At 60.6% G+C, this 24,757-nt stretch carries 24 protein-coding genes; 5 read left to right on the top strand and 19 right to left on the bottom strand.

Translation table 11 applies throughout. The features are described 5' to 3' along the window. Positions 1-258 precede the first annotated feature (258 nt). The 9 genes from QU481_RS05320 to QU481_RS05360 all read right to left on the bottom strand — a co-directional run bounded on the left by QU481_RS05320 (position 259) and on the right by QU481_RS05360 (position 11,133). Positions 259-1,614 carry a sigma 54-interacting transcriptional regulator gene (locus tag QU481_RS05320; RefSeq protein WP_289828865.1) on the bottom strand — a complete coding sequence of 452 codons (1,356 nt, stop codon included), beginning with the start codon at positions 1,612-1,614 and terminating at the stop codon, positions 259-261. Next, positions 1,611-2,135 (bottom strand): hypothetical protein, encoded by a 525-nt coding sequence (locus QU481_RS05325; RefSeq protein ID WP_289828866.1) that lies wholly within the window; start codon positions 2,133-2,135, stop codon positions 1,611-1,613. Before QU481_RS05325 ends, QU481_RS05320 begins: the two co-directional genes overlap by 4 nt. Positions 2,136-2,142: 7 nt before the next feature. Beyond that, positions 2,143-3,525, bottom strand: coding sequence for a sensor histidine kinase (locus QU481_RS05330; protein WP_289828867.1), 1,383 nt, complete (start codon positions 3,523-3,525; stop codon positions 2,143-2,145). A 228-nt stretch (positions 3,526-3,753) separates the two neighbouring features. Continuing rightward, on the bottom strand, positions 3,754-5,010 hold the full coding sequence (gene rho / locus QU481_RS05335) for a transcription termination factor Rho (RefSeq protein WP_289828868.1): 1,257 nt from the start codon (positions 5,008-5,010) through the stop codon (positions 3,754-3,756). A gap of 129 nt (positions 5,011-5,139) precedes the next feature. Continuing rightward, complete coding sequence (gene trxA / locus QU481_RS05340) at positions 5,140-5,466, bottom strand: thioredoxin TrxA (RefSeq protein WP_289828869.1); 327 nt, start codon at positions 5,464-5,466, stop codon at positions 5,140-5,142. A gap of 201 nt (positions 5,467-5,667) precedes the next feature. Next, positions 5,668-7,242, bottom strand: coding sequence for an ABC transporter ATP-binding protein (locus tag QU481_RS05345; protein WP_289828870.1), 1,575 nt, complete (start codon positions 7,240-7,242; stop codon positions 5,668-5,670). A gap of 1 nt (position 7,243) precedes the next feature. Continuing rightward, entirely contained in the window at positions 7,244-8,263 is a 1,020-nt protein-coding gene (locus tag QU481_RS05350) for an ABC transporter permease (RefSeq protein WP_289828871.1), read from the bottom strand. Next, positions 8,260-9,312, bottom strand: coding sequence for a microcin C ABC transporter permease YejB (locus QU481_RS05355; RefSeq protein ID WP_289828872.1), 1,053 nt, complete (start codon positions 9,310-9,312; stop codon positions 8,260-8,262). The genes QU481_RS05350 and QU481_RS05355 overlap by 4 nt, the downstream gene beginning before the upstream one ends. Before the next feature lie 3 nt (positions 9,313-9,315). Continuing rightward, positions 9,316-11,133 (bottom strand): extracellular solute-binding protein, encoded by a 1,818-nt coding sequence (locus tag QU481_RS05360; RefSeq protein WP_289828873.1) that lies wholly within the window; start codon positions 11,131-11,133, stop codon positions 9,316-9,318. Between the two features lie 167 nt (positions 11,134-11,300). On the opposite strand from QU481_RS05360, the gene fabI reads away from it, so the two are divergent. Next, complete coding sequence (gene fabI, locus QU481_RS05365) at positions 11,301-12,092, top strand: enoyl-ACP reductase FabI (protein ID WP_289828874.1); 792 nt, start codon at positions 11,301-11,303, stop codon at positions 12,090-12,092. 394 nt (positions 12,093-12,486) lie between these two features. Here fabI and QU481_RS05370 read toward each other — a convergent pair whose 3' ends face one another. The 6 genes from QU481_RS05370 to QU481_RS05395 all read right to left on the bottom strand — a co-directional run bounded on the left by QU481_RS05370 (position 12,487) and on the right by QU481_RS05395 (position 19,135). Beyond that, complete coding sequence (locus QU481_RS05370) at positions 12,487-14,154, bottom strand: EAL domain-containing protein (RefSeq protein WP_289828875.1); 1,668 nt, start codon at positions 14,152-14,154, stop codon at positions 12,487-12,489. A 442-nt stretch (positions 14,155-14,596) separates the two neighbouring features. Then, positions 14,597-15,289, bottom strand: coding sequence for an HAD family hydrolase (locus QU481_RS05375; protein ID WP_289828876.1), 693 nt, complete (start codon positions 15,287-15,289; stop codon positions 14,597-14,599). Next, entirely contained in the window at positions 15,290-16,306 is a 1,017-nt protein-coding gene (locus QU481_RS05380) for an ABC transporter ATP-binding protein (RefSeq protein WP_289828877.1), read from the bottom strand. It abuts the gene before it with no gap. A 9-nt stretch (positions 16,307-16,315) separates the two neighbouring features. Next, entirely contained in the window at positions 16,316-17,095 is a 780-nt protein-coding gene (locus QU481_RS05385) for an ABC transporter permease (RefSeq protein ID WP_289828878.1), read from the bottom strand. Continuing rightward, complete coding sequence (locus QU481_RS05390) at positions 17,085-17,975, bottom strand: ABC transporter permease (RefSeq protein WP_289828879.1); 891 nt, start codon at positions 17,973-17,975, stop codon at positions 17,085-17,087. Before QU481_RS05390 ends, QU481_RS05385 begins: the two co-directional genes overlap by 11 nt. A gap of 110 nt (positions 17,976-18,085) precedes the next feature. Next, complete coding sequence (locus tag QU481_RS05395; RefSeq protein ID WP_289828880.1) at positions 18,086-19,135, bottom strand: ABC transporter substrate-binding protein; 1,050 nt, start codon at positions 19,133-19,135, stop codon at positions 18,086-18,088. A 211-nt stretch (positions 19,136-19,346) separates the two neighbouring features. Between QU481_RS05395 and QU481_RS05400 the strand changes: the two genes are divergently transcribed. The 3 genes from QU481_RS05400 to QU481_RS05410 are packed head-to-tail and all read left to right on the top strand — an operon-like array spanning position 19,347 to position 21,564. Beyond that, entirely contained in the window at positions 19,347-20,093 is a 747-nt protein-coding gene (locus tag QU481_RS05400; protein WP_289828881.1) for a UTRA domain-containing protein, read from the top strand. A 30-nt stretch (positions 20,094-20,123) separates the two neighbouring features. Then, positions 20,124-20,435 (top strand): DMT family transporter, encoded by a 312-nt coding sequence (locus tag QU481_RS05405; RefSeq protein ID WP_289828882.1) that lies wholly within the window; start codon positions 20,124-20,126, stop codon positions 20,433-20,435. A 37-nt stretch (positions 20,436-20,472) separates the two neighbouring features. Beyond that, positions 20,473-21,564, top strand: a complete 1,092-nt coding sequence (locus tag QU481_RS05410; protein WP_289828883.1) for a sugar phosphate isomerase/epimerase family protein — start codon at positions 20,473-20,475, stop codon at positions 21,562-21,564. Between the two features lie 183 nt (positions 21,565-21,747). Here QU481_RS05410 and QU481_RS05415 read toward each other — a convergent pair whose 3' ends face one another. The 4 genes from QU481_RS05415 to QU481_RS05430 are packed head-to-tail and all read right to left on the bottom strand — an operon-like array spanning position 21,748 to position 24,461. Then, on the bottom strand, positions 21,748-22,452 hold the full coding sequence (locus QU481_RS05415) for a fumarylacetoacetate hydrolase family protein (RefSeq protein WP_289828884.1): 705 nt from the start codon (positions 22,450-22,452) through the stop codon (positions 21,748-21,750). Between the two features lie 10 nt (positions 22,453-22,462). Further along, positions 22,463-22,774 carry a non-heme iron oxygenase ferredoxin subunit gene (locus QU481_RS05420; RefSeq protein WP_289828885.1) on the bottom strand — a complete coding sequence of 104 codons (312 nt, stop codon included), beginning with the start codon at positions 22,772-22,774 and terminating at the stop codon, positions 22,463-22,465. Between the two features lie 10 nt (positions 22,775-22,784). After that, a complete protein-coding gene (locus QU481_RS05425; protein WP_289828886.1) occupies positions 22,785-23,255 on the bottom strand; it encodes an aromatic-ring-hydroxylating dioxygenase subunit beta in 471 nt (156 codons plus the stop codon). A 3-nt stretch (positions 23,256-23,258) separates the two neighbouring features. Further along, a complete protein-coding gene (locus tag QU481_RS05430; RefSeq protein WP_289828888.1) occupies positions 23,259-24,461 on the bottom strand; it encodes an aromatic ring-hydroxylating dioxygenase subunit alpha in 1,203 nt (400 codons plus the stop codon). A gap of 26 nt (positions 24,462-24,487) precedes the next feature. Here QU481_RS05430 and QU481_RS23835 point away from each other — a divergent pair. Beyond that, positions 24,488-24,757 (top strand): helix-turn-helix domain-containing protein (locus tag QU481_RS23835; protein WP_353962180.1); only part of this gene is annotated, 270 nt, incomplete at its 3' end.

Genomic DNA, 24,757 nt, shown 5'->3' on the forward strand with positions numbered 1-24,757 from the left:
TGCAAGTCTTTGTTTTAAAAAAACAATAAAAACATCATGGCGCTCTCACCCTGATATCGCGCCAAAAGCCACTCATTTCACCCCCCAGCGTTGTCGCCATACAGCGACAAGAAAATGACAAAAAAACTCAAGCCTTTGATTCAAAAACAATCCCCCTGTCGCCGCATGACGACAGGGGGATTGGCTTGCATTAAAAACAGCGACAACTGCACAACCGTCACATACCCATAGCATATCAATGCCACGGGCATCGCCTCCTCAATTGACGACCTTGAACGCCGTCGGGGTCAATTCATATTTCTGCAGCAGCCGGTAGAACTCGGTGCGGTTGCGATCGGCGATCCGTGCCGCATCGGCAACGTTGCCACCGGTCAGCCGCAGCAGCCGGCTCAGATAATCATGCTCGAACTGGCGTCGCGCCTCGGCCAGACTCGGCAGCGACACCGTGTCCTCCGAAATCGCCTTCTGCACCAACGCCAGCGGAATCACCGGGCTGGTTGCCAGCACGCAGCACTGCTCGACCACGTTCGCGAGCTGTCGCACATTGCCCCGCCAACTCGCCGTCATCAGCGCCTCGAGCGCATCCTGTGAGAAACCGGAGACGTCCTTGCCATAACGGCTAGCCACGCGCTCAAGGAAATGGCGTGCCAAGAGGGGAATATCCTCCCGCCGCTCGGCCAGCGTCGGCAGCTTCAGCGCCACCACGTTCAGCCGGTAATACAAGTCCTCGCGGAAGACACCCTCGCGGATTTTTCCCTCCAGGTCTCGGTGCGTCGCAGACACCACCCGCACATTCACCGGCACCGAGCGGGCGGAGCCCACCGGGCGGATCTCACGCTCTTGCAGCACCCGCAACAGCTTTACCTGCAAGGGCAGCGGCATGTCGCCGATTTCGTCGAGGAACAGGGTGCCGCCGTCGGCCTCGAGGAACAGACCATTGTGACGGCTGGCCGCACCGGTAAACGCTCCCTTCTCGTGGCCGAACAGTTCGCTCTCGAGCAGGTTCTCCGGGATAGCCCCGCAGTTCACCGCCACGAAGGGCCCATTGCTGCGTGAGCTGGCCCGGTGGATGGCCTGGGCCAGCACCTCCTTGCCGGTACCGCTTTCGCCGCTGATCAGCACACTGGCGTCGGTCGCCGCCACCAAGCGCGCCTCGGCCAGCAACTCCTCCATCTGCGGGCTACGGCTGATCACTCCCTTGCGCCACGCTCCCTCGCCATCATCCGACGCCGGCGCCACCGCCGACAACGACAACGCCTGCTTCACCTTGGCCAACAGCTCGCTGCCCTCGAACGGCTTGACGAGATAACCGAACACCCCACGGCTGACCGCCTCGACCGCATCCGGTACCGTTCCATGCGCGGTGATGATGATCACCGGCAGCGCCGGGTAACGGCGACGCACCTCATCGAACAGCGCCATGCCGTCCATCTTCGGCATCTGCCAGTCAGTCACCAGCACGTCGGCCCGATGGGCTGCCAGTGCCGACAACGCCGCTTCGCCCGATGCGGCGGTATCCACTTGCCAGCCGGCCGATGCCAGCCGCAGCCGGGTCAGGTGCAACAAGTCCGGGTCGTCATCCACCAGCAGAATGCGTGCATTGCCTGGATTCATGGTTGCCCCCCCTTCTTGTCGATCGTACGTTGCATCATCGTCTGCTCTACCTGCTTGAGCGCTTCCAGTCGCGCCTGCGCGTCGTTCGCACGTTTCTGTTCGGCCTTCAGCTGCTGGCTGAGCCGGTCCTGATCGGCATCGGCCCGGCGTCGCTCGACCAGCTGCTGGTTGAGCAGCAGCGCCAACCCCCGCCATTCGTCCTGCTCCCTGCCCGCGCTCTGCGCCAGCACGTCGTTGACGAAGGCTTGTGCCTTGGGCAAATCGCTGCGCCCCCCCGGCATCAGCTGTTGCGCCGCGTAGCGCAGCTTGTCACCGACACAGGCATCGCGCCCCGGCACCACCACCAGCCCGCCGGTCTCGCGGGCCGGCCGGAGCGTCGCCAAGACGGTCGCCACGCTAGGGCAACTCACCGTAGCCAGCATGGGTGCTGCCCTCTTATTGAACGCGGCACAGCTACAGAGCATCAACGCCGCCATCAGCGCACCGACGGCACGCCACTTGTTCTGCCAACTGTCTTTCATAATCCCCTTATCGGGCAGCCCGGTCTGGCCACCACAAGCGAAACCGGGCACCTTCACCGGTTCGCGAAATCAATTCGATGTTGCCGCCCATCTGCTGGGCAAAGCCTTGTGCCATAGACAGACCGATGCCGGATCCCGGCACCTCGCCGGCCGGTACCTGCCCGCAATAGAACGGTTCGAAAATCCGCTCCCGATCCGCCTCGGCCACACCCGGCCCCTGGTCCGACACGGTCAGCGTCACCCGCCCCTGCTCCTTGCTCGTTTCGAGGCGCAGCGCACCGCCATTTGGGCTGAAACGGATCGCATTGATCAGCAGGTTGTCGACGATGGTGCCGACCTTGTCGGCATCGCCATGTGTCCAGCCGACTCCATGGCACAGGTCGATCGTCAGCTGCTTGCCGTTGATCAGCAGGCGGTTCTGTTCGATGTGCGCATCGAGCAGGCCCTGCAAGTTGAAGCGCTGCCAGTCGAGCCGCTTTATCCGCAGCTGTTCGGCATCCTGCCGCAACAGGGCATCGATGCGCTGGCGTAGCAACTGGACATTGTCGCGCACAATGCCGATCACCTCCTGCTGTGCAGGATTGAGCGGCCCCAATATTTGTTCGGACAAGAGCGCGGCGCCCTCGTTCAATGCAGCAAGCGGTGTCTTCAGCTCGTGCGAGACATGGCGGAAGAACCGAGACTTGTCGTTCTCGAGCTCGGTCAAGCGGGTATCGAGCTCTTGCAGCGAATGCGCCAGCTCGCGCAGGTCGGCCGGCCCCTCCGGTTTCCAATCGAGCCCGCGCTGGCCATCGCCCAGTTGCTGGATGCGACGGCGCAGCCGCACCACCGGCTGCGCCAGCCGATGGCCGATCAGCAGCGCCAGCAACAGCGCGAGGCCCGCCGAGGCCACCACCATCAGGCCGGCGGCACGGCGCTGCTCGGCGAAGCGTTCGCGCATCTGCTGCTCGCGCTGCACGATGCGCCCCTTCACCACGGCGCCGAGCCGGTCGTTGTCCCGGGCCAGCTGGTCAAAGAACAGAGTCATGCGCAGCGGCAGGTCTCCCTCCCGCTGGTCGAGCAGCTGATTGAGTTCGCGCCGGCGCTGCCGGTATTGCGCCAACACGACCGCCGGCGTCGGCGATGCCGCGGCGAGTTGCTGCAGCGCCGGTTCGCTAAGGTTCCAGGCCGCATCGACCCCCTGACGAAACGAGGCATCGTCAAGCACAACGAACTGGCGCGCACCGCGCTCCATCACGGTGGCCTGCTCGGACACCAGCCGGATCGCATTGGTCAGTTTGGCGGTCTGCTGCTGCGCGCTGACCGAGTCGTGGACCACGCTGTCGAACTGGTGCCACAACTGGAGCAGCGCCAACGACGGCAACAGCACGGCCAGCAACAGACAAGCCATCAACCAGGTGCGGAAGGAAAGGCGAAAATGCTCGGACGGAGAAATCAGAACAGCCCCCGTGAACCTGGGCCACATAGGCTGGCCCGCTAGAGAATCGTTTCCGGATTGTCACTGAAGCGACGAGGCGGCGCAATCGAGCGCCTGCACCGCGCAAAACAAAACAGGCCCACGTTCTCGTGGGCCTGTGGGCGCGACCGGCCGGCCATACGGCCAACCCTGACGCGGCGATCAGCGACGCATTGAGTCGAAGAAGGCCTGGTTGGTCTTGGTCGCGCGCAGCTTGTCCTGCAGGAATTCCATCGCCTCCAGATCGTCCATCGGGTACAGCAGCTTGCGCAGCACCCAGATACGCTGGAGTTGCTCCTGCGGAATCAACAGCTCTTCACGGCGAGTACCGGAGCGGTTGATGTTGACCGCCGGGAACATGCGCTTCTCGGCCATGCGGCGGTCGAGATGCAGCTCCATGTTGCCGGTGCCCTTGAACTCTTCGTAGATCACGTCGTCCATGCGCGAACCGGTGTCGATCAGCGCAGTGGCGATGATAGTCAGCGAGCCGCCCTCTTCAACGTTACGCGCGGCGCCGAAGAAGCGCTTCGGACGCTGCAGCGCGTTGGCGTCGACACCACCGGTCAGCACCTTGCCGGACGCCGGGATCACGGTATTGTAGGCACGGGCCAGACGGGTGATCGAGTCGAGCAGGATCACCACATCCTTCTTGTGTTCAACCAGGCGCTTGGCCTTTTCGATCACCATTTCGGCCACTTGCACGTGGCGGGTCGCCGGCTCGTCAAAGGTCGACGACACCACTTCGCCCTTCACCGACCGCGTCATTTCGGTGACTTCTTCTGGACGCTCGTCGATCAGCAACACAATCAGCACCGCTTCCGGATGATTGGCGGTGATCGCGTGCGCAATGTTCTGCAGCATCACCGTCTTACCCGACTTCGGCGGGGCGACCAGCAGGCCGCGCTGGCCCTTACCGATCGGCGCGATCATGTCGATCACGCGGGCGGTGATGTTCTCCTCGGCGCGGATGTCGCGTTCGAGCTTGAACTGCTCGGTCGGGAACAGCGGCGTGAGGTTTTCGAACAGAATCTTGTGCTTGGACTTCTCCGGCGCCTCGCCGTTGACCTTGTCCACTTTCACCAGCGCGAAATAGCGCTCGCCATCCTTCGGCGTACGGATTTCGCCGTCAATCGAGTCGCCAGTATGCAGGTTGAAGCGGCGGATCTGGCTGGGGCTGACGTAGATATCGTCCGGGCCGGCCAGATACGACGTATCGGGGCTACGCAGGAAACCGAAGCCGTCCGGCAACACCTCGAGCGTACCGTCGCCAAAGATGCTCTCGCCCTTTTTGGCCTGATTTTTCAGCAGAGCGAAAATGAGATCCTGCTTGCGCAGGCGGTTGGCACCGTCAATCTCGTTGGCGATGGCCATATCCACGAGTTCCGTGACGTGGAGGTGCTTTAGGTCGGATAGATGCATAGCGGACGTGCGTCGACTCGAAAGGTACGTTTGAGAAAAACGCTTAAAAGGGGGTGTAAAGCGGATAAGGAACGGGCGGTAGAGATTAGCCGCCCGTTAGGTAAGATATTTGACCGGAGAATAGAGGCTTTAGATGTGGCTGTCAATAAAGGCCGTCAACTGGCTCTTGGCCAGTGCGCCGACCTTGGTAGCGGCCACTTCGCCATTCTTGAAGATCATCAGCGTCGGGATGCCGCGAATGCCGAATTTCGGCGGGGTCTGCTCGTTCTGGTCGATGTTGAGCTTCACCACTTTCAGGCGGCCGGCATAATCTTTGGCCACTTCGTCCAGGATCGGGGCGATCATTTTGCACGGACCGCACCACTCGGCCCAGTAGTCCACCAGCACCGGGCCTTCGGCTTTGAGTACGTCTTGTTCGAAGGAGGCGTCGGTAACATGCAGGATAAGGTCGCTCATGGTTTCCTCTGTGTAATGGGGTCAGTGTGAGAGTCGCTAACGGAATCCGGCGCACCGGGCGCGAGATTCCGTTAGCGACCCTGATACGACAAATGGTAACAACAGGCCCTGCCGGCAGCAACCGCGTGCCCAGCACGGGTTTTCGGCCGGCAGGCGTTCGGCCTGGGCATATTTCCAACATGAGGGACCCTTTCCCTCTTTTCAAGCCAGCGCGGCGGCAAGCAGCGCCTGCGTATAAGGTTCGCGCGGCGAGGCGAACACTGTCGGCGTCGCACCATGCTCGATCACCTCGCCGCCCTTGAGCACCAGCACTCGGTGGGCCAGCGCGCGGATCACGGCCAGATCGTGGCTGATGAACAGGTAGCTGATGCCGTAGCGTGCCTGCAGGTCGAGCAACAGCTCGATCACCTGCTTCTGCAAGGTCGCATCGAGCGCGCTGGTCGGCTCGTCGAGCAGCAGCACCTTGGGGCGCAGGATTACCGCGCGGGCGATCGCGATGCGCTGACGCTGCCCGCCGGAGAACTCGTGCGGATAGCGATCGAGCACAACCTCGTCCAGCCCGACCTCGGCGAGCATCGCCACGACCCTTGCGTGCCGCTCGGCCGGGGACAACTCTGGCTGATGCAAGGCCAGCCCCTCGCCGACAATTTCACCAACCGTCAGCCGAGGCGACAGCGAGGCGTACGGGTCCTGGAACACCACTTGGAAGTCGCGTCGCGCGCGGCGCAGCGCCTCGCCGCGCAATGCGTCGAGCCGACTGCCGTCGAGCACAATCTCACCGCTGACCGCCCCCGCGTCGAGCAGCCGCATCAGCGCAAGCCCCAGCGTGGTCTTGCCCGAGCCGGACTCGCCGACGATGCCAAGCGTCTGACCGGCCGGCAAGCTGAGTGCCACGTCACGGACGATAGGCACCGGCTCGTTGCGGAACCAGCCACTCCGTCGCGTGAAAGCCACCGAGAGCTGCCGGGCGGCCAGACGCGCCGGCACCTCCTCCATGGGGGCGACAGCAAGCGGCACAGGCCGGCTCGCCAATAGCGCCCGGGTGTAAGGGTGGGAAGGCTGGCCGAACACCTTGTCGACCGCCCCGCTTTCCACCACCCTGCCAGCCTGCATCACCACCACTCGGTCGGCGAAACGCCGCACCAGGTTCAGGTCGTGGGTGATGAACAGCACCGCCATGCCGTCCTCTCGCTGCAGGTCGGCCAGAAGCTCGAGGATCTGCGATTGCACGGTGACGTCGAGCGCGGTGGTCGGCTCGTCGGCGATCAACAGCTTGGGATGCGCCGCCAGCGCCATTGCGATCATCGCGCGCTGGCGCTGGCCGCCGGACAGCTGGAACGGAAAGGCGTCGATCTTGCGCTCCGGTTCGGCGATGCCGGTGCGCGCCAAGAGCCGGATCGCCTCGGCACGCGCCGCCGCCTTGTCTAGCCCCAGATGCAGCTGCAACACTTCGGCGATCTGGTTGCCGACCGTGTAAACCGGGTTGAGCGCGGTCATCGGCTCCTGGAAGATCATGCCGATCTCGCGGCCGCGCAGCTGGCGGAGCCGCTTCTCCGGCGCCGCCACCAGCTCGTCGCGCCCATAACGCACCGTGCCACTGAGCGCCACGTCGGGGTTCAGACGCAGGATCGCCTGCGCGGTCACCGTCTTGCCCGATCCGGACTCGCCGACCAGCGCGACCTTTTCGCCGGCGGCCACACCGAACGACACCGCATCGACCACCCGCTGCTGGCCGAATCGCGCGCTCAACCCTTCCACCGTCAACAGCTCACTCATGTCAGCCCTTCCGCGTGTCCAGCGCGGCACGCAGGCCTTCGCCGATGAAGATCAGTAGCAGCAGCGTCACCGTCAACACCAGAAAGGTCGACAGCGCGATCCACCAGGCATCGAGGTTGTCCTTACCCTGAGAAAGCAGCTCGCCAAGGCTCGGCGTGCTGGCCGGCACGCCGAGGCCGAGGAAGTCCAGACTGGTCAACGCCAGGATCGCGCCGCTGACGCGAAACGGCAGGAATGCCACCACCGGGGTCAAGCTATTGGGCAGCAGATGACGCCACATGATGCGCGGATTGGACAGCCCGAGCGCCCGCGCCGCCAGTGCGTATTCGGCCTGACGGTTTTTCAGGAACTCGGCACGCACGTAATCGGCGAGGCCCATCCAGCCGAACAAGGACAGCAACACCAAGAGCAAACCGAGGCTGGGGTTGAAGAACGACGACAGGATGATCAACAGATACAGCTCCGGCAACCCGCCCCAGATTTCTGACAAGCGCTGCAGCACCAGGTCGGTCCTGCCACCGAAGAAGCCCTGGATCGCACCGAGCAAGATGCCTATCAGTGTGCCCACCACCGTCAACACCAATGCAAACAGCACCGACAGCCTGAAGCCGTACAGCAGCCGGGCAAACACGTCGCGACCGCGATCGTCGGTACCTAGCAGATTGGCCTTCGACGGTGCAGCCGGGTTCGGCGTGGCAGTGAAGTTGTTCAGCGTGTTGTAGCTGTAGGGATTGGGCGCGTACACCGCCCAGTTGCCGTCGATCACGAAGCGGTGGCGGATATATGGGTCGAGATAATCGGTCGGCGTGTCGAAGTCGCCGCCGAACACGGTCTCGTTGTAGTCGAACAGGATCGGGTAATAGTTACGACCACCGTAATGGACGATCAACGGCTTGTCGTTGGACAAGACCTCGGCAAACAGCGAGACCGCGAACAGCACCGTGAAAACCCACAGGCTAATGTAGCCACGGCGATTCTGTTTGAAACGCCGCCAGGCACGGCGGCCAGGAGACAGGCTCATTGACCGCCCTCCTCATAGCTGACCCGCGGATCGATCCACAGATAGGAGAGGTCCGACAACAACTTGGCGGCCAGGCCCAGCAGCGTAAACACGTACAACGAGCCCATCACCACCGGATAATCTCGGCGGATCACCGACTCGTACGACAACAGGCCCAGCCCGTCGAGCGAGAACAGCGTCTCGATCAGCAGACTACCGGTGAAGAACGCACCGATGAACGCAGCAGGAAAGCCTGTCACCAGCGGGATCAGCGCGTTGCGGAACACATGCTTGTAAAGGATGGTGCGTTCGGCCAACCCCTTGGCCCGCGCGGTGTACACGTACTGGCGGCGGATTTCCTCGAGGAACACGTTCTTGGTCAACAGCGTCATCACCGCCAGATTGCCGACCACCGACGCGGTGATTGGCAGAGTGATGTGCCACAGGTAGTCGGTGATCTTGTGCCACCACGGCAGCGTCGCCCAGTTGTCGCTGGTGAGGCCTCGCAACGGAAACAGCTCGAAGAAGCTGCCACCGCCGAACAGCACCAGCAGCGCCACCCCAAGCACGAAGCCTGGAACCGCATAGCCGACCAGCACCAGCGTGCTGGAGACCAGATCGAAGGCGCTGCCGTCGCGCACTGCCTTGGCAATGCCTAGCGGAATGCACACCAAATAGGTGATGAAGAAGGTCCACAGCCCGATCGACATCGACACCGGCAGCTTCGACACGATCAACTGGCCCACCGACTGGTGGTGGAAGAAGCTCTCGCCCAGATCGAAGCGGGCAAACCGCCAAACCATCTCGCCGAAGCGGGTCAACGGCGGCTTGTCGAAACCGTACAGCTTCTTCAACTGCTGGATCTCGTCCGGCGCAAGACCGGTCGCGCCCTTGATCAGCTGGGTACTCGCGACGGCAGTCTCGCCGGGCACGCCGCTTCGGGTCAGCTGCTGGACGATCTGCTCGACCGGCCCGCCGGGCACGAACTGGATGATCGCAAAAGTGATCGCCAGGATGCCGACCAGCGTCGGGATCATCAGCAGCAGGCGTTTAACGATATAGCGCCACATGTTTCAACGCTCCTGCTTGGCGGCGGGTTTGGCCCACCAGGTTTCGATCGCCCAGCCGGTCGGGTCGTAGAACTTCGGCAAGATGGCCGGTTGGCCGAATCGGTTCCACCACGCGACGCGATGGTAGGGCAAATACCAGTTCGGAACCACGTAATAGCCGGCACGCAGCACCCGGTCGAGCGCGCGGCTCGCTGCGACCAGTTGACGACGGTCGTCGAAATGCACAAAGTTCTGCAGCAAGGCGTCGACCGCCGGATCGCATAGCCCGGCCCAGTTGTTCGAGCCCGGCGTCCTGGCCGCCGCACAGCTGTGGAAGTTCAACTGCTCGTTACCGGGGCTCTGACTCGCACCGTACACCACCACCGTCATGTCGTAGGCGAAATCGTTGGTCCGACGCTGGAAGATTGCCGGGTCAACGACACGCACGTTCAGCGTGATGCCTATCTTGGCCAAATCCTTCTGCCATTTGGCGACGATGCGCTCATAGGCACGCGAAAACGCCAGGAATTCGAACACGAACGGCCGACCATTCTGGTCGACCAACCTGCCGCCCTCGTAGCGCCAGCCCGCCTTGAACAGCAGGCGTCGCGCAGCCTTCAGCTGTTCGCGATTACCAATCGAGAGATCGGTGACAGGCGGCACGACAGCGGGGCCGAACACCTCCTGTGACAACGCCTTGCGCAGCGGCTCGAGCAGCGCCAGCTCGTCCGGCGTCGGCAGCCCGCTCGCCGCCAACTCGCTATTGGTGAAGTAGCTGGGGCTACGCCGGTATTGGCCGTAAAACAGCTGCTTGTTCACCCACTCGAAATCGAACGACTGCACCAACGCTTGGCGCACCCGACGATCGTGGAACAAGGGGTTGCGCAGATTGAACACAAAGCCCTGCATACCGGCGCCGTTGCTGTGCGGTAGCTCTTTTTTCACGATCCGGCCGTCGTCGAATTTGCTGCCGCGGTAGCTGCGCGCCCAGTTCTTCGCCACGTTCTCAGACGCCAGATCGAACTCTCCGGCCTTGAATGCCTCGAGTCGGGCGGTATCGTCCTGATAGTAGCGGAACACAATGCGGTCGAAGTTGTACATGCCGCGCCGGATCGGCAGGTTGGCGGCCCAATAGTGCAGGTCACGGGTGAATTCGGTGCGTTTGCCCAGATCGTACACCGCCAGCCGGTAAGGACCGGAGCCGACCGGCACACTGGTCGCTACATCCGCCAACGTCTTGCCCTTCGGGATCCACGAGCGCGCAAATACCGGCAGCTGGCCGAGAATCATGTGCAGCTCGGCATTTTTGCGCTTGAAATCGAAGCGCACCCTACTCGCATCGAGCACCACCACGCGACTGACATCGGTCCAGTAAAAGCGATAGTTGGGGCTGGCTGCAGGATCGCGCGTCAGCGTGTTGAACGAAAACGCCACATCGGCGGCAGTGATCCGCTCCCCATTCTGGAAACGCGCCTTCGGGTTGATATGAAAGGTGACCGACAGGCCATCCGGCGCCAGCGCCTCATCGTCGGCGATCAGCCCGTACTGGGAAAAAGGCTCGTCCGAGCTCTGCGCCATCAACGTCTCGAGCACCAGCGCGCCGACACCGGACTCCTTGTCGCCCTTCAGCGTAAACGGGTTGAGCGTATCGAAGCTGCCTATCGCCGGCAGCACCAGCCGCCCGCCCTTAGGGGCTTCAGGGTTCACATAGTCGAAGTGCGCGAAGTTAGGCGGGTACTTCGGCGCATAACCGAGCGCAATCGCCGGCGCCGCCACCGCAGGCAGCGCACACAGTGCGACCAACAGCCCGGCCACCAGCCGGCACCATCCCCTTTTGACCACAGCGATTCCTCAGTCCAGTTCCCGCATAGGATTTCTTTTAGTTTGATTGCACCCGCATCGGATACAAGCCGATTGTGCCGCAAAGTGCCGGGGCTTGCCCGACAACAAGTGCATTGGCGACAGTTCGGCTATAATGCCCGGCTATTTCCACCAAGAAGGACTGACAGATGGGTTTCCTGCAAGGCAAGAAGATTCTCATCACCGGCATGATTTCCGACCGGTCGATCGCCTACGGCATTGCCAAGGCCTGTCACCGTGAAGGCGCCGAACTGGCGTTCACCTACGTGGTGGACAAGCTGGAAGACCGCGTGCGCAAGATGGCCGCCGACTTCGGCTCCGAGCTGGTTTTCCGCTGTGACGTGCAGAACGATGCCGAGATCGACCAGCTGTTCGTCGATCTGGGCCAAAAATGGGACGGCCTGGACGGCCTGGTACACGCCATCGCCTTCGCCCCGCGCGAAGCACTGAATGGCGACTTCCTCGACTCGCTGTCGCGCGAAGCATTCCAGGTCGCCCACGACGTGTCCGCCTACAGCTTCCCGGCGCTCGCGAAAGCCGCACGCCCGATGATGAAGGGCCGTAACAGCGCCCTGCTGACGCTATCCTACCTGGGTGCGGTGCGCGCCATCCCGAACTACAACGTGATGGGCCTCGCTAAGGCCAGCCTGGAAGCGTCGGTACGCTTCACCGCCAGCGCGGTCGGCAAGGACGGCATCCGTTGCAACGGCATCTCGGCCGGCCCGATCAAGACACTGGCAGCCTCCGGCATCGCCGGCTTCGGCAAGCTCCTGTCGCACGTCGCCCACGACGCCCCGCTGCGCCGCAACGTGACCACCGAAGAAGTCGGCAACGCCGCTGCCTTCCTGCTGTCCGACCTGGCGTCGGGCATCACCGGTGAAATCACCTACGTCGATGCCGGCTACAGCATCAACGCACTGAATGTGGAAGAGGCCGAATAAGCCCAGTTGTGTAGGGGTGCAGAGTTATTGAAAATTCGACCGTCCCTTTCACCGACTGCATAAAGCGTTAAAAAGCGGTCCGTTACTCAAATGGGCCGCTTAGCCGAACTTGGGGCATCGCCACTCCCGTGGTCGATGCCCCTCTCTTTTGTATTCACCCCTATCCTCGCGTTCTTAACTCAGAACTCAAGTCCTGCCATTCACAGCGCGGCAATCTGGGCATTACCCCACCCTCTCTCCAAACTTCAGCCGCCGAAAACCCCGTTTTTGGGATGATTTCAACTGAATCAGTTTTACCTAGCCAGCCTAAAGCTCCATTCGAGGCATTGGAATGGCACCACACGCAACATAACCCATACAGCATATTAGTATTTACGCCACATACTAATTCTTATTACATACTCCTATCCAAGGACCATGACCGTATAGCAACAGGGGCAGAGGCATTCATTCTGAAGGACAGCCGTAGCTTGTCAGCCTGAGCGGCGTACTCGCCAACAAAGTCTTGGATCGGCATCGGTCTTGCAAAGTAATACCCTTGACCATACTCCACCCCCATCTTACGAAGCTGCTCGGCCTGCTGTGCGTTCTCGATGCCCTCGGCAACAACTTGCGAGCCGATCGCTCGGGCGATGCCGATGATCTCGGGAATCAGACTGGAGCGCAGCGAGTCGTCCTCCATTTCAAAGATAAAGGAACGGTCGATCTTGAGCAGGTCCGGCGCCAACCTTTTAACGCGCCCCAGGTTGGAGTAGCCCGTGCCGAAATCATCCACTGACACCCGGTAGCCGCTCTGCTTGAGCCGGGCGATTTCCCGAATAACAGATTCGTCGTAGCTCTGTTCGATCACTTCGAAGTCAATCTGAAAGTCGTCGCGCCATGTGGCCGCAAGATGGGACTGCACGAAGTCATTGATCCGGTTGAAACTGATGTTTTCTGGAAACAGGTTGAAAGCGATCTTGAAGCCGGAGGTAGGCGGCATGGCGCCAGCCAGTTCCTTCAGTCCCTTTTCGATTACCCCAGCATCCAGTTGCCAGGCTAGTTTTTGTTCAAGAATGGCCGGTATCGCTTGATCGGGGGGGACGAGGTCCGCTCCATCGCGTAGTCGCATCAATACTTCACAGCCTACCCAGTGACGGGTAGAGAGGTCGATGATCGGCTGGTAGAGGCACAGGATGCCCCCCTCTCTCAGCAGCAAGTGGACCCGGGCACTGACTTCTTTTTGCTTTTTCAGTGTGGGCATGACCAATGCGGTAATCAGCAGACCAAGCAGCGCTGACAAGGAGACAAGGAAGGAGGCTAGCGGAGCCTGGGCCACAATGACTTCAGTCAACGTCCGGTATGACTGAAGAACCCAAGGCGTGCCCTTGACGTAGTCCGTTCGCACAAAGGCACGCTGCCGCCAATCGTAGCCTTCTGTTGGATGACTAGAGGCGCTTTGTTCGTTGAAGTAGCGCTGCCAAGGTAAGTTCGTGCGCGAGCTGATAAAGACCGGCGTGGGTAGGGAGTCAGCCAGTTGCAAACCGAGAATGTCCATGCCGCCGAGGAGTGAGGAGATGGCGTCTTGGTTGATAGCGACGTTGAAGCGTCCCTGCCGCACGACCATCGCGTGGTATTGCCCGCTTCCTAGCAGAATGGGAATGTCGAACCAAATGGACTGATCCACACCGTTGCGGATCTCGCGCAGGGAGGGAGTGGGAGTGTCGAATGGCGTCAGGAAACGGCCTTCCGTTGTGCTGCAGATTAACCGGTTCTGATCGTCGTAGATGCCAATGTCACGGATGAAGCGGGTAGAGAACAACACCGTGCGCAGGTGCACCAAGTTGGAGTCGACGCAATCGGGACGATATTGCTGGTTCAGTCTGCCAAGGGTTGCTTCGTTCTCGACACTGATTGACCGAATGAGCGTCGCCATCTGCTCATGCACCTTGGCCATACTGTTCTGCTCGTTAACCGCGATGAACAGAAGAGAGGCGCCAATACAGATCCAAAAGGACGCCATGCCGATGGCGATGCCGTATGGTGTTGCAAGGGTGCCAATGTGCTTTCTGAACCGGTTCATAGGTTGCACCCCTACCGACTTGTTATGTCCCCCTCATTTTCTAGAGAACGCGTTACCGTTTTTTTAAGATTTATTTACGCTCCCCGAAGCGCGTCGATTCCGACGCGTCTGCCCTGCTGCGCAGGCCGTATCTGTCCAGATTCGTCTTCTAGGACTAGTCATGGGCAGAAGGAGGAATCCCTTCACGCCTGTGGGTCAAGCGCAACAAAAAACCGCCAGAAGGCGGTAATGCCGTTCACTTAAGCCGTTCAGTCCGGATTTTAGCTTCGAAGAACGCTTGGAAGTAACAAAAAAGCACCGTTTTTCCACCTTGGTGGGCGGTGCTTTTTCCTTAAGTGAACGGCATTAGCCAGAAGGCGGTCCGTTACTCAAGTGGGTCTCTTAGTCGAACTTGGGGCATCGCCACTCCCGTGGCCGATGCCCCACTCTTTTGTATTCATCCCTACCCGCGCGTTCTTAGCTCAGAACTCAAGTCCGCGTTTTCGTGTTGCCAAGTCAGCTCAGCCCATAGCCTGCGAGTTGCTTCCTGCCGTAAGGTATTATCCGGATTCACTACATGCGGCTTGTCCACGGCGCGTAGCAGCGGAATATCGTTGAGCGAGTCGCTGTAGCCATAGCTGCCGGCCAGCGTTTCACCGTGCTGTTCGAGCCAGGCGTGCAGCCGGCTGACCTTGCCCTCGCGGTAGCTCAGTACGCCGCAGGTGCGACCGGTGTAGACGCCACCCTCCAGCTCCAGCTGAATTCCAATGGCGTCTGCCACGCCTAAGCGCTGAGCGATTGGCCCGACCAAGTGCTCGCCGGTGGCCGAGATGACCAAGAGCCGATCGCCACGCTCGCGGTGCCGCTCAAGCTGGCGCCACGCCTGCGGAAAGATACGCGGCACGATCTCCTCTTCAATGAAACGGTCGACCCAGTGTTTGACCTCGGCATGCGTCATACCGCATAGCGGCGTCAAGGTGTAATCCATATAGTCTTCCATGGCCAAGTCGCCGGCGTAATAAGCGCGCAGCAACTCGGCCTCGTACGGCAGCATCTCGGCCGGTGCCAAGCCATGCGCCACCTGGTAGCGCAACCATAGATTGGAGCTGTCGCCGTCGACCAGCGTATCGTCCATGTCGAAAATCGCCAAAGCCATTCAGTGCACCTCACGCATTTGTCGGCGATCGATCACGACCGCAATCTCGCTACCGACCGGCAGCAGGTCGTCGGCCGCACGATTGAGGTGGTCGACTTGCAAGCTGACCCCCTCGGTTTCGACCTGGTAACGGATGATGTTGCCGAGCAACTGATGCTGGCGAATGATGGCACGCAACGGCGCGCCCAGGTCGGCGGAATATTGTTCGCCCGGCTCGCACAGCCGGATGGATTCCGGCCGGATGGCCAGATGGCCTTTCAGTTCGACCCCGAGCAGCCGCCCTGCTTCGGTCGGCGACAACAAGTTGTAGCTGCCCATGAAGCGCGCCACGAATTCGCTGGCCGGTTGGGTGTAAACGGCCTCGGCCGTGCCTTCCTGCACGATGCGGCCCTGGTTCATCACAAAAATGCGGTCCGACAAGGTGAGCGCCTCTTCCTGATCGTGCGTGACAAACACCGTGGTCAAGCCCAGGCGGCGCTGAATATCGCGGATTTGCTCGCGCAGGTTGCGGCGGATGCGTGCATCGAGCGCCGAGAGCGGCTCGTCCAGCAACAGGATGCGCGGCTCTACCACCAGCGCCCGCGCCAGCGCTACACGCTGGCGCTGGCCGCCGGACAGCTCGTGCGGATAGCGCGCTTCCTTGCCGGCCAACTCGACCAGCCGAATCACCTCGGCCACACGCTTGGCGGTTTCTGCAGCCGAACGCTTCTGCATCTTGAGCCCAAAAGCGATGTTTTCCACCACGGTCATATTGGGAAACAGCGCGTAATTCTGGAACACCATGCCGATGCCGCGCTGTTGCGGCGCCAGCGTGGTGATGTCCTGACCGTCGACACGGATACGGCCTTGGTCAGCCGTGGTCAGGCCGGCCAGGCAGCGCAGCAACGTGGATTTGCCGCAACCGCTCGGCCCGAGCAGGGTGACGAACTCTCCCTGCTTGAGGCCAAGCCGAATGTCTTCGAAGACGGTCGAGGCACCGTAGCGCTTGGTCAGACCATCGATTTCTACATAAAACATAGGGGCAACCTATTTGTTTGAGCGGCTAAGCCGGGTAGCCAGCCAAGTCAGCACCAGAGTGAACAGGAAATAGCTCATCACCAGCGCGCTGGTGAAATGGCCACTGCCGGCGTTCAGGCTGTACAGATAGACCTGCAGCGTTTCATAACGCGCACCGACCAGCATGTTGGCGAACACGAATTCGCCGAGAAGAAAGGAAAACGACAGGAACAACGACGCCATCAGCCCCTTGCGCAAGTTCGGCAGAATCACCAGCAGGAAGGCTCGCGGAGTGCTGGCACCCAGCAGGTAAGCCGCGTCCATCAGGCCGACGATGTCGAGCGCACGCAGATTGTCGGCCAGCGCGCGGTACATGAAGGGCAGAACGATAGTGAAATAGCTGCCGAGCAGGATCCACGGCGTCCCCACCAGCGGCAACGGTCCGGCAGCAAACAGCTCCAACAGGCCAACCGAAGCCACCACCGGCGGCATAGAGAACGGGATTAGGATCAGCACGTTCATCCAGCGGTCCAGACGTGGAAAGCGGTAGCACACCACGAAGGCAGCCGGCACGATGATGAGCGTGGAAAGCAGCAAGCTACCGGCGCAGATCAACAGGGAGTGACTGAACGCAGCCTGGAAACGTTCGTCGTGCCAGAGTTGGCCATACCAGGCCAGGGTCAGCCCCTCGGGCAGAATCGTCGCCTCCCAGCGCTGGGACAACGAGTAAAGCAGCGTGGCCATGATAGGCACGGTGAGCAGCAGGCTCAGCAACACGACTACGCAGCGATGGAAGCGGTCAGCGCGCATGGTAGCTCCTCTTCAGCAACCACTGATTGACGGCGGCGACCAGCGCCAGCAGCGCCACCAGCAGCACCGACAGCGCGGCGGCCAAGTTTGGTTCCAGATCGATATTGCCGGACACCAAGCTGGCGATGCGTACGGTCACCAGGTTGAAGTTACCGGAGGTCAGCGCAAAGGCCGTGGCATACGCCCCCATCGCATTGGCCAACAGCAGAATGAAAGTCCCCAGCAAGGCCGGCGCCAGCACCGGCAAGGCGATATGCCTCCAGTAGGCCCAGTGGCTCGCCCCCAGCAGTGCGGCAGCTTCTTGCCAATGGTCGTCCAGCGCATCGAGCGCCGGATACAACAGCAGCAAACCGAGCGGCAACTGGAAATAGGTGTACAGCAGGATCAGCCCGTTGCGTGAATACAGGTGAAAATCCTGCAGCCAGCCCCATTGACGCAGCAACAAGGTGAGCGCGCCGTTGGTGCCGATCAGGATGATGAAAGCAAACGCCAGCGGCACGCCAGAAAGGTTGCTGGTCATATTGGTGAGTGCGATCACCGCATTTTTCAGCCGGCCATCCACCCGGCGCAGCGAGACCGCGCCGAACAGAGTGATCAGCAGAGCGATCACACTGGAATAAAGTGAAATGCGCAGGCTGTTATCAAAAGCCTGGCGGTAGAACGGCGAGCCCAGAATGACCCAGAAGTGCTCGAGCGAAAGGCCGTGCTCGCCTTGCACGCTATGCGCCAGTACCCAACCCATCGGCGCCAGGCAGAACAAGGCCAGCAAAGCCAGCATCGGCACAAGCAGCAGCATCGCACGCCAGTAGCGCAGGCAGCGCGGGCGGGCAGACACTGCGTCGGCGACCATGGGTAGCGGCGAGGAAAGTGAAATTTTCATCAGATCGGTAGCTCCGGATTACCTAACGGAAGCCCATGCACGCATGGGCTTCCTTCCATGCCGGGTCATCGCACCCAAGTCGATGACCACAGCTGTATGGCAAGGCGTCCTTACTGCATATTGACCATTACCTGCTCTTGCCACTGACGCGGCAGCTGCTTGAGTGTGGCCTCCCAGGCGGAGAAGTCACCGATCGGCTTGGCTACCCGGTATTGCGCAGCCGGCAGCAGTTTGACGGCGACATCTTGCGGAATCTTCACCTCGGATCGGATCGGCCGGGCATAGCCACGCGCCAGATTGATCTGGCCGGCATCACTCAGGATGTACTCGCGCGCCAGCTTGGCCGCGTTCGGATGCTTGGCGTACTTGTTGATGATGGTGGAGTAGCCGTAGATCAGCGAACCATCCTGCGGAATCACTACGTCGAAGCGGCTACGGTCGATCTTGTCGCGGAAGGCCAGCGCGTTGAAGTCCCACTGGATACCCACTTCCACTTCGCCCTTTTCCAGGTTGGCGATGTTCGGGTCGTTCAGCGTCAGGCGGCCCTGCTTGGCCAGTTGGGCGAACAGGTCGAGAGCCGGCTTCAGGTTCTTCTCGCTGCCGCCCCGTGCGTAGGCAGCGGCAAGCACCGCGCTGCTGGCGCGCGCCGAGGTACTCACGTCCCCCAGCGCCACCTTGTACTTGCCCTTGAGCAGGTCGGCCCAGGTCTTGGGCGGGTTCTTCACCAGCTTTTTGTTGACGATAAAGGCAATGGTGCCGGTATAGGAAACCGCCCATTGGCCGTCCTTGTCCTTGGCCCAGGCCGGAATCTGGTTCCAAGTGGTCGGTTTGTAAGGCTGGGTCACCCCCTTTTGTACCGCCACCGGGGCAAATGCGTAGCCGACATCGCCGATGTCACCGCTGGCATTGTCCTTTTCGGCCTCGAATTTGGCGATTTCCTCGGCAGAGCTCAGGTCGGTGTCCTGGTGGTTCAGACCATACTTCTGGTTCAGTTGGGCCCAGGTGCCCTGCCAGTTGGCCCAGTCGCCCGGCATGCCCAGACTGTTGACCGCACCCTCTTTCTTGGCGGCGCCGATCAGGCTGTCGATGTTCTGTGCAAAGGCGGGGGTGAAGGTGAGGCTCAGGGTGCCGGCAATGCAGCCGGCCATCAGGGTGCGCATGCAGTTCGTCCTCTGGACTAGTCAAAAAACAGGGCGAATAGTAGAGATTGAATATGTCAGTTTCGTGTCGCAAATATTGCAATTCGACTCAAACTACCAAGGATGATCAGATTTTCCTCTACAGCCGAGTGCAATTTTGCTTTCATACGGCTGTAATCATGCTTTGCTAAAAAGCCCAGCACGAAAAAAACAAAACTGGACTAGTCCTAAGATGAACGATCGCCCCCCTACCCAGATCACCCAGATCCGCCAAGCGCTGACCAACCAGATCGACAGCGGCCTGCTCGCACCGGGCATGAAGCTGCCGTCCGAGCGCGAACTGTGCGAGCTGTTTGACACCACCCGCATCACACTCAAGGATGCGCTGCTGGCGCTCGAGGCTGAAGGGTTGATCTACCGTGAAGAGAGACGTGGCTGGTTCGTGGCCTACCCGCGACTGAACTACAACCCGCTCTACCGCACCTATTTCCAGCGCATGGTCACGCTGCAGAAGCGCCAGGTCGAAACCAAGGTGGTCGCCACCGGCCAGGTCGTCGCCACACCGGTACTGTGCAAGGACATGGAACTGGCACCGCTCACTCGCCTATACCAGATCTGCCGCTTGCGTTACATCGACGGCCGGGCGGTGTCTTACGTCGAGCATTTCCTCAAGCCGGAACGTTTCCCCAACATCCTTGAGCGCGACCTGTCGAAATCGCTTACCCAGACCTACGAACAGTTCTACGACCTGCACTTTTCCCGCTCTCGCTTCGAGATCTATCCATCGGCTGCGCGTGGCGAGGTGGCGCAGCGGCTGAACGTCACGGCGGGCAGTCCGATCCTGATGATTACCCGAGTCAACTACGACCAGCGCGGCATGCTGGTCGACTGTGACCACGAATACTGGCGTCACGACGCGGTACGCATTTCGGTCGATAGCCAGGCAGAGCAGCCGTGGGGCAACGAGGACCAGGCATGAGTCCCCTGCGATTTCGGCATAGGAAGCGCCATGGCCTGGATTAGCCTGTTGATTGCTGGAGTCTGCGAGGCGGTCTGGGCGATCGGGCTCAAGCGCAGCAATGGTTTTACCGTGCTCGCCCCGTCGCTTTACACGCTGGCCGCCATGGGCATGAGCATCTGGCTGCTGGCCGTGGCGATGCGGGAAATTCCGACCGCCGTGGCCTATGCAACCTGGACTGCCATCGGCACTCTGTTGGTGTTCGCGTTCGGCGTCCTATCCGGCCAACAAGCGATCAGCCTGCTGCAGACCGTTTCCATGCTCGGGCTAATCGCCTGCGTACTCGGACTGAAATTCGGCTGATGCGCCATTCACGACTATCCATTGAAAGAAACAAAGCATGTCATCGCTGCAAGCCATTCAGGGCCGGTTCAATGCGTTGTTAAGCCACAACGTAGCAATCCCATCGCAATTGCCTACCCCCACGCTTACGCGCTCCCTCGCCGCCAAGCTGTTGCAACGGCTCGATAGCCTGCGGCTGTTCGGCCATGCCTATCCGCTACTGACTAATCTGACCCACGGCCGTTACCGGCCGATCGACCTCCTCGACTTTGCTTGGCGCCACGAACTGCACGGCGTGTGCATTCATCTACTGGATGGAGAGGAGCGCAGCCTCAGCCGGATGAATGATGAAGAACTGCATGTTGTCGCTCGGCGTGCCGAGGAGCTGGGGCTGGCAATTCATTTGGAGCTCAGCAGTACGGCGCGCACGGACGTAGAGGAAGCGGTGCGTATCGCTCAGGTCATGGGAGTCCGCAATATCCGAGTCTACTCGCGCTACGAGGGCCGGCTGTCCGCAGTCATGGAGCGTATCGAGACCGATCTGCGTTACCTGGCGCAGCTGGCCGACCGCTACGATCTTCATTTCGATTTCGAACAACATGAAGAGCTCAAGAGTACTGAGATCGCCACCCTGCTGCGTAGCGTCGACCACCCGCGCATCAACTCGCTGTTCGACTTCGGCAATATGATCAACGCCTGCGAGAAGCCTTTGCAAGCATTGCAAAATTTGGCCCCGCATATCCGGCAGGTCCATATGAAGGGCGTGCGTATCGTGCCGGAGCCATCCGGATTCGGGCATTACGGCGTGTTGCAGGGTAGTGCCGAAGACGAGCTACCCGGAGCGCGCATGCTGTTCGAGTTGCTAATGCTCGGAGAGGACACGCCCCAAGTGACCGCCTTCATCCTGGAGCAGGAAAACCACTACCCGGCTCCGGCGTTTCGGATGGAGGACGAAGAGGAGGACCCGTTCATCCCCTATCGCGCGATGAGTGACACTCCACTGCCGCCGGGTTTTACCGTCGAGCAGATGATGGAGGGAGAAGAGCGCTGGGCCATCAATCAGATTGCCTATGTGCGCGGAGTCCTACGGGAGTTAAGGGTTTTAGCAGAGTGCTTTCTGAATGAACCCATGTGCAATAGTGAGGGCTAATCGCCTAAATTGCTGAAGGCAGAGAACTGAGCACATCGTGCATCCCGGCTTCTTAGAATCTGTTCACGATCTTTCGGACAGGGATAATCGCCCAATGCGAAAGACCCAGCACCCAAGTGGCGTGAGTCGTGAACAGTTCGAGTGGGTCAGCCCCCTGCTGGAGAGCGTGCGCAAAATGGCCAATTAGTCGATCCTGACGGACAGATCGGTGAGTCCATCAATATGAGCGCGCATGGTCTCGCCCGGTTTCACCGCCCCGACGCCTTCCGGGGTGCCGGTGAAGATCAGGTCGCCCGGTTGCAGTTCGAACAGCGTCGACAGGTTGGCGATGATCTCGCTGACCGACCAGATCAGGTGGGTCAGGTCGCTTTGCTGGCGGGTCTCCCCGTCCACGGTCAGCACGATCGCGCCGCTATTGATCTCGCCGGTCTGCGCCAGCGGGTGCAGCACGCTGACCGGCGCGGAGTAGTCGAACGCCTTGCCGATTTCCCACGGGCGGCCCATTTCGCGCATCTTCATCTGCAGATCGCGGCGGGTCATATCGAGGCCGACCGCGTAGCCGAAGATGTGCTCGGCAGCCTGCTCGACCGGAATGTCGCGTCCGCCCTTGCCGATCGCCACCACCAGCTCGATCTCATAGTGGTAGTTGGCGGTGTGGGTCGGGTACGGCAGCTTCGCCACCTCGCCGGCGGCCACCGGCACCACCGACTCGGGGTCGTTGGGCTTGCAGAAGAAGAACGGCGGTTCACGGTCCGGGTCGAAGCCCATCTCGCGCGCATGGGCAGCGTAGTTGCGGCCGACACAGTAGACGCGGCGCACCGGGAACTGGGCATCACGGCCGGCAACCGGCAGGCCAACGGTGGCGACGGGGGGAAACAGGTAGCTCATGGATTTTCCTTTAAACTTCGATAAACACGTAACCTTCTTCCACCTTGACCGGATACGTCCTCAGGTCTTCGGTCAATGGCTCACAGAGAGCCTTCCCGCTACGGATATCGAACTTGCCCTGGTGAAGCGGACATTCGATTTCATGGCCGTCGAGAAAGCCGTCGCACAAGCGGGCATGACCGTGGGTGCAAATGTTGTCCGATGCAAAAACCTGCCCTTCTATGCCGTACAGGGCAATTTCATGGCCGTTGGCTTCCACCGCGATCACATCTTCGCTGGGCACGTCAGTCACCGGCACCAGCTTGATCCAGGTCTTATTCATAGCGTTCATCTCAAATCGGATAAATGATCGAGTTCGGAATCATCTCGCTGTCGAAGATGCACCAACGTGACTCGAATTTCAGACCGTCTGGTGTTTTCCGGATCACGTCGAGGTAGCGCCCAACATTGAAAACCGTGGAGAGCTCGTTGGATTTGGTCCGGAAGACTGCGTAATTCGCCTCGGCCTCGATCCGGTCGCCGTCTGCCTTGAGGATGCGTGGCGCGCCGACGACATGCCGCTGATAGTAGGGGTCGTGAAAAATCGTTTCGGTGATACCGTACACCCGGTCTTTCAGCATCCCTTTACTTTCGAACGACAGCGTGGCCAGCGGCAATTCGCGCTCGAAGTTTTCGCGCGGCTGGATCTTGTAGCTGCACTTGTCCAGGAAAAACTCTGGCCAGTGATCCCATTGTTTGCCATCGAGCACGGCGGCGTAATCCGCATAGAAATTCACCAACTCGAGATAGGTTTGAAAATCCATCGCTTACTTCTCCATTACCTGACGCCAGTAGTTGTACATGCCACGGATCAAAGTCTCCGTCACCATATGGTCGGTATGCCCACAGTCGCGCCCGCCCAACTCGGCAATGGTCTGGTGAAAGGGTTTTTGTTCGAAGCCTTCCTGGGAGAATTCGATCACCTCGCCGTCGTCGGCCGACACGAAACCGGCCGGCCCGAACAGGTTGGCCTGGCGTAGGCGCCGTTGCGTCATTTCAGGGGTGTCATCCTCGAAGCCGAAATGGGTCCAGACAAAATCGAAGGAGTCATGTCCATTCGGCTGGATGTGGCGGGTGGAGACCGAGTTGACCTGCTGCTGGATGATCACGCTCGGGAACAGCGTCATCATCACCGCGGTCGGGCCGTTCCACCACGGTTCGACCACCACATCAAGGAAGCGGTCGTCGTTGAGCCGCATCTGCTCCTTAAAGCTGGTCACACCCGCAGTGACGTCGGCTTTGCCACCACCTCCGCGCGTCGAGATCATCGCCGCATGGCGGAAGTGCTCGTCCATCTTGAGCTCGGACTTATTGTCGGCACGCCATAAGCCGAAGGTGACGAACCAGGTATGCAGCAGACCGGGGTGGTATGGATCCTTGATGTTCTCCTGCATCAGCTTCCAGTTACCAGGAATCCGCTGCTTGTTGTAGCCGAGGATCTTCAGCTTACGGCCGTCGAACAGGCGGTCGAAGTACTGCAAGATGGTCGGCCCGAGAAACTCCTCCAGCGGCTCGACCTCGTGATCGAAGGAGGCGAACACCACGCCATTGCGGATGGCGACCTTCAGCTTGTTCAGGCCGTGCTCTTCCGGCTTGAAGTCGGCAGGCATGCCACCGTTGACCTTGCCATCCTGCTTGATGCCGCGCCGGAACGGCACGCCGATCAGGTTGCCTTTGAGGTCGTAGTTCCATTGGTGATAGGGGCAGATCAGGTCTTTCTTGTTGCCGAATTCATCCCGGCAAAACCGCATGCCGCGATGAGCACAGACGTTTTCCACCACGTGAATCTCGCCATCCTGCGCACGCGTCATGATCACCGAGCGCTCGCCGATTGCGGTACGCTTGAAGTCGCCGGGCTTGGGAACTTCTGCCTCCAGCCCGACATAGCACCAGTGCCCTGAATAGAAGAATCGCTCAAGCTCGCGCCGATATATCTCCTGGTCGGTATAGGTGGCGGTTTCCAACCCCAAGTGCAACACCCTGATAAGGTGTTGCCATGCCCTCCCACTACCATCAGCTTTGCCCAGAAGAACGTGCCTGCATCATGCAAATGACCGCGCAGGGACACAGTCTGCGCCACATCGCCCGCTTATTGCGGCGGGCACCCAGCTCCATCTGCCGGGAAGTGCGCCGTAATGCCTGCAGCCCCCATCGCTACGATGCCGCCGCTGCCGGGCGCAAGGCCAGGCAACGCTCTCGCCTCCCTCGCCGACCACGCAAACTTCAGCCTCACAGCGCCGCATTCCTCGTTGTCGTTGAACTGCTA

This window comes from Crenobacter oryzisoli (genome assembly GCF_030385785.1).
GTDB classification, from domain to species: domain Bacteria; phylum Pseudomonadota; class Gammaproteobacteria; order Burkholderiales; family Chromobacteriaceae; genus Crenobacter_A; species Crenobacter_A oryzisoli.

Bases quoted from the DNA above. Each gene is read 5' to 3' on its own strand.
- QU481_RS05325 (WP_289828866.1), bottom strand. From the start codon at position 2,135: ATGAAAGACAGTTGGCAGAACAAGTGGCGTGCCGTCGGTGCGCTGATG.
- QU481_RS05410 (WP_289828883.1), top strand. From the start codon at position 20,473: ATGTCATCGCTGCAAGCCATTCAGGGCCGGTTCAATGCGTTGTTAAGC.
- trxA (WP_289828869.1), bottom strand. From the start codon at position 5,466: ATGAGCGACCTTATCCTGCATGTTACCGACGCCTCCTTCGAACAAGAC.
- QU481_RS05390 (WP_289828879.1), bottom strand. From the start codon at position 17,975: ATGAAAATTTCACTTTCCTCGCCGCTACCCATGGTCGCCGACGCAGTG.
- QU481_RS05355 (WP_289828872.1), bottom strand. From the start codon at position 9,312: ATGTGGCGCTATATCGTTAAACGCCTGCTGCTGATGATCCCGACGCTG.
- QU481_RS05415 (WP_289828884.1), bottom strand. From the start codon at position 22,452: ATGAGCTACCTGTTTCCCCCCGTCGCCACCGTTGGCCTGCCGGTTGCC.
- rho (WP_289828868.1), bottom strand. From the start codon at position 5,010: ATGCATCTATCCGACCTAAAGCACCTCCACGTCACGGAACTCGTGGAT.
- QU481_RS05370 (WP_289828875.1), bottom strand. From the start codon at position 14,154: ATGAACCGGTTCAGAAAGCACATTGGCACCCTTGCAACACCATACGGC.
- QU481_RS05395 (WP_289828880.1), bottom strand. From the start codon at position 19,135: ATGCGCACCCTGATGGCCGGCTGCATTGCCGGCACCCTGAGCCTCACC.
- QU481_RS05350 (WP_289828871.1), bottom strand. From the start codon at position 8,263: ATGAGCCTGTCTCCTGGCCGCCGTGCCTGGCGGCGTTTCAAACAGAAT.
- QU481_RS05400 (WP_289828881.1), top strand. From the start codon at position 19,347: ATGAACGATCGCCCCCCTACCCAGATCACCCAGATCCGCCAAGCGCTG.
- QU481_RS05320 (WP_289828865.1), bottom strand. From the start codon at position 1,614: ATGAATCCAGGCAATGCACGCATTCTGCTGGTGGATGACGACCCGGAC.
- QU481_RS05405 (WP_289828882.1), top strand. From the start codon at position 20,124: ATGGCCTGGATTAGCCTGTTGATTGCTGGAGTCTGCGAGGCGGTCTGG.
- QU481_RS05420 (WP_289828885.1), bottom strand. From the start codon at position 22,774: ATGAATAAGACCTGGATCAAGCTGGTGCCGGTGACTGACGTGCCCAGC.
- QU481_RS05380 (WP_289828877.1), bottom strand. From the start codon at position 16,306: ATGTTTTATGTAGAAATCGATGGTCTGACCAAGCGCTACGGTGCCTCG.
- fabI (WP_289828874.1), top strand. From the start codon at position 11,301: ATGGGTTTCCTGCAAGGCAAGAAGATTCTCATCACCGGCATGATTTCC.
- QU481_RS05375 (WP_289828876.1), bottom strand. From the start codon at position 15,289: ATGGCTTTGGCGATTTTCGACATGGACGATACGCTGGTCGACGGCGAC.
- QU481_RS05345 (WP_289828870.1), bottom strand. From the start codon at position 7,242: ATGAGTGAGCTGTTGACGGTGGAAGGGTTGAGCGCGCGATTCGGCCAG.
- QU481_RS05425 (WP_289828886.1), bottom strand. From the start codon at position 23,255: ATGGATTTTCAAACCTATCTCGAGTTGGTGAATTTCTATGCGGATTAC.
- QU481_RS05330 (WP_289828867.1), bottom strand. From the start codon at position 3,525: ATGGCTTGTCTGTTGCTGGCCGTGCTGTTGCCGTCGTTGGCGCTGCTC.
- QU481_RS05385 (WP_289828878.1), bottom strand. From the start codon at position 17,095: ATGCGCGCTGACCGCTTCCATCGCTGCGTAGTCGTGTTGCTGAGCCTG.